This window comes from Microbacterium sp. (genome assembly GCF_047606685.1).
Taxonomy (GTDB): Bacteria; Actinomycetota; Actinomycetes; order Actinomycetales; family Microbacteriaceae; genus Microbacterium.
The window spans coordinates 1-3,796 of the sequence record NZ_JASGEC010000039.1; the positions used below are offsets into that span (position 1 = coordinate 1).

At 71.2% G+C, this 3,796-nt stretch carries 3 protein-coding genes; all 3 read left to right on the top strand.

Going from position 1 to position 3,796, the window contains the following annotated elements:
- On the top strand, nucleotides 1-241 hold a 241-nt coding region (locus QM611_RS04180), incomplete at its 5' end, for a helicase (RefSeq protein ID WP_415078646.1).
- Between the two features lie 35 nt (nucleotides 242-276).
- Nucleotides 277-3,057 carry a type I DNA topoisomerase gene (topA, locus tag QM611_RS04185; RefSeq protein WP_415078648.1) on the top strand — a complete coding sequence of 927 codons (2,781 nt, stop codon included), beginning with the start codon at nucleotides 277-279 and terminating at the stop codon, nucleotides 3,055-3,057.
- Nucleotides 3,058-3,098: 41 nt separating this feature from the next.
- Nucleotides 3,099-3,761, top strand: a complete 663-nt coding sequence (gene tmk / locus QM611_RS04190) for a dTMP kinase (RefSeq protein ID WP_415078647.1) — start codon at nucleotides 3,099-3,101, stop codon at nucleotides 3,759-3,761.
- The last annotated feature ends 35 nt before the right edge of the window (nucleotides 3,762-3,796 follow it).

Genomic DNA, 3,796 nt, shown 5'->3' on the forward strand with positions numbered 1-3,796 from the left:
CTCGCAGCGGGCCGCTGCCGCCGCCGACGCCGCCGCGCTGGCCGCCGCCGACACGCTGTCGGGTGCGACGGCGGGGGCGGGGGCTGATCCGTGCGGCGCGGCGGCAGCGGTGGCCGAGGCCAACGGGGCGTCGTTGCGGAGCTGCGCGCTCGACGAGCTCACCGCGACCGTGCGGGTCGCCGTGCCGTTCGCGGCGCTGTCAGCGGAGGCCGCCGCGCGCGCCGGCCCGCCGCCGCCCTGACGCAGCCTGAACCGGGCACACAGCGCGCGGTGTGTATGGTGTGCATCGGAGAAAGGAAGGCCCCCGTGCCCCAGCCAGCCTCGAGCGGCAAGAAGCTCGTCATCGTCGAGTCGCCGACCAAGATGCGGTCGATCCAGGGCTACCTCGGCGACGGCTACGAGGTGCTCAGCTCGGTCGGCCACATCCGCGACCTCGCCGACAAGAAGGACATCCCCGCCGACAAGAAGAAGGCGTACGGGAAGTACTCCATCGACATCGAGAACGACTTCGACCCCTACTACGTGGAGAGCGAGCGCGGCCGCAAGACCGTGAGCGAGCTCAAGCGCGCGCTCAAGAACGCCGACGAGCTCCTGCTCGCGACAGATGAAGACCGCGAGGGCGAGGCCATCGCGTGGCACCTGCTCGAGACGCTCAAGCCCAAGGTGCCGGTGCGCCGCATGGTGTTCCACGAGATCACGAAAGACGCGATCCGCGCCGCCGTCGACAACACCCGCGAGCTCGACCACGCCCTCGTCGACGCGCAGGAGACCCGCCGCATCCTCGACCGCCTGTACGGGTGGGATGTCTCGCCCGTGCTGTGGATGAAAGTGCAGCAGGGCACATCCGCCGGGCGTGTGCAGTCCGCCGCCACTCGCATGGTCGTTGACCGCGAGCGCGAGCGAATGGCGTTCGTCTCGGCGTCGTACTGGGACCTCGAGGCCCTCGCGGTCACCGGCGCGCCCGCGGCAGAACACGCCGAAGGGTTCACTGCCCGTCTCGCCCGCGTCGACGGCGCTCCGCTCGCGCGCGGCGCCGACTTCAACGACCGCGGCGAGCTGCGCAAGGCCGTGCTCGTGCTCGACGAGGCGCAGGCGGCCGAGCTGCGCGCGGCGATCGAGGCGGCCGGGCAGGCATCCGTCACCGGCATCGAGGCCAAGCCCGGCACGCGCAGCCCGAAGCCCCCGTTCACTACCTCGACGATGCAGCAAGAGGCCGGGCGCAAGCTCTCGATGAGCGCGAAGCACGCCATGAGCGTCGCGCAGCGGCTCTACGAGAAGGGCTACATCACCTACATGCGCACCGACTCGGTCGCGCTGTCGAAGCAGGCGGTGGAAGCCGCGCGCGCACAGGCCGTCTCCCTCTACGGCGACCGCGCCGTGCCGCCGAACCCGCGCGTGTACCGCAGCAAGAGCAAGAACGCGCAGGAGGCGCACGAGGCGATCCGCCCGTCGGGCGACAGCTTCCGCACGCCGTCGCACGTCGCCGGCGCCCTCGACCGCGACGAGCTGCGGCTGTACGACCTCATCTGGAAGCGCACGATCGCCAGCCAGATGTCCGACGCGAAGTACGAGACGACGACCGTCACACTCGAGGCAGACGCCGGCGGGCGCAAGGCCGAGCTCACCGCCTCCGGCACCGTCTACACGTTCCGCGGCTTCATGGAGGCGTACCAAGAGAGCCGTGACGAGCGTCGCAGTGACGCTGACAAGGCCGACGACCAGTCGCTGCCGGCGCTCGCCGTCGGCGACGTGCTGCGCTTGCGGGATGTCGAGGCCAAAGGCCACTCGACGAGCCCCAAGCCGCGCTACACCGAAGCGAGCCTGGTCAAGGCGTTGGAAGAGAAGGGCATCGGTCGTCCCTCGACGTTCGCCAGCATCATCGACGTCATCCTCACCCGCGGCTACGTCACCAAGCGCGGACAGGCGCTCGTGCCCAGCTGGCTCGCGTTCAGCGTCGTGCGTCTGCTCGAGCAGCACTTCTCCGACCTCGTCGACTACGACTTCACCGCCGCCCTCGAAGACGACCTCGACGCGATCGCACGCGGCGAGCAGCAGCGCGCGCAGTGGCTGAAGGGCTTCTACTTCGGCTCCGACGATCAGGTGGGCCTGCGCAACATCGTCGAGAACCTCGGCGAGATCGACGCGCGCGTGATCAACTCGACGCCGATCGTCGACGGCGTTGCGCTGCGGCTGGGCCGGTACGGCCCGTACCTCGAGGTCGCCGACCCCGAGCACCCCGACGCCAAGCCACGCATCGTCAACGTCCCCGACGACCTCGCACCTGACGAGCTGACCGCCGAGCGCGCCCGCGAGCTCATCGAGGCGCCCGTCGCCGGCGACCGCGTCTTGGGCGAGAACCCTGCCAACGGCAAGCTCGTCATCGTCAAGGACGGACGGTTCGGCCCCTATGTGCAAGAGGTCGAGCCGGTCGACGAGACCGTCGACGAGACGACAGGGGAGGTCGTCCCGGCCCCTGAGCCTGTCCCGTCCCCTGAGCCTGTCGAAGGGCGCAAGAAGAAGACGGCGAAGAAGGATGCCGCGCCCAAGCCGCGCACGGCCTCTCTGTTCAAGACGATGTCGGTCGACACCGTCGACCTCGAGACGGCGTTGCGCTTGCTCGACCTGCCCCGCGTGGTCGGCACGGACCCGGAGTCGGGCGAGGCCATCACCGCGCAGAACGGCCGCTATGGGCCGTACTTGAAGAAGGGCGCCGACTCGCGCACGCTGCAGAGCGAGCAGCAGCTGTTCGACCTCACCCTGGAGGAGGCGCTCGCGATCTACGCGCAGCCGAAGTACGGAGCCCGCGGGGCATCCAGCGCGCTCAAGGAGTTCGACGCCGATCCGACCAGCGGCAAGCCGATCAAGCTCAAGGACGGCCGCTTCGGCCCCTACGTGACCGACGGCGAGACCAACGCCACGATCCCGCGGGGCGAGAGCGCCGACGACGTCGACTTCGAGCGGGCGGTGCAACTGCTGGCGGACAAGCGCGCGAAGGGCCCCGCGCCCAAGCGGGCGCGACGCGCCCCCGCCCGGCGAGCGCCCGCGAAGAAGAAGTGACGACCGGTCGCCCCGCGAGCGAGGCGAGGGAGTGAGCGTTCATGGTCGTTGAGCGAGCCGCGGGCCAGACGAAACGCGCTGGCCTCTGGGTGACCCTCGAGGGCGGCGACGGCTCGGGGAAGACGACGCAGGCGGCACTGCTGCGCGACTGGCTCGAGGCATCCGGTCGCACGGTCGTCACCACTCGCGAGCCGGGCGGAACGGATGTCGGCCGGCTCGTGCGCGACATCGTGCTGCACCACCGCGGCGACATCGCCCCGCGCGCCGAGGCCCTGCTCTACGCGGCCGACCGCGCGCACCACATCGAGACCGTGGTGGGGCCCGCGCTCGATCGCGGCGAAGTCGTGGTCCAAGACCGCTACCTCGACTCGTCGGTGGCCTACCAGGGGGCGGGGCGCGTGCTCGACCCAGGCGAGGTGCGCGAGCTGTCGCTGTGGGCGACCGGCGGGGTGCTGCCCGATGTCACGGTGCTGCTCGACCTCGATCCGTCGCGCGCGCGGGCGCGCCTGGACGCCGACGACAAGCCCTTCGACCGGCTCGAGGCCGAGCGCGACGAGTTCCACGAGCGCGTGCGTGCGGCGTTCCTCCAGCTCGCCGCAGCCGAGCCGGCGCGATTCCTCGTGCTCGACGCGACGCGGCCCGCTGACGAGCTCGCGGCAGCCGTGCGCGCCCGTGTCGCGCCCCTGCTGAGCGCGGCCCACTGACCCGCGCGCCCAGCTCGACGTGCCGCGCCCCCGCC

Coding starts and splice junctions, on each gene's coding strand:
- topA (WP_415078648.1), top strand. CDS start 277: ATGGTGTGCATCGGAGAAAGGAAGGCCCCCGTGCCCCAGCCAGCCTCG.
- tmk (WP_415078647.1), top strand. CDS start 3,099: ATGGTCGTTGAGCGAGCCGCGGGCCAGACGAAACGCGCTGGCCTCTGG.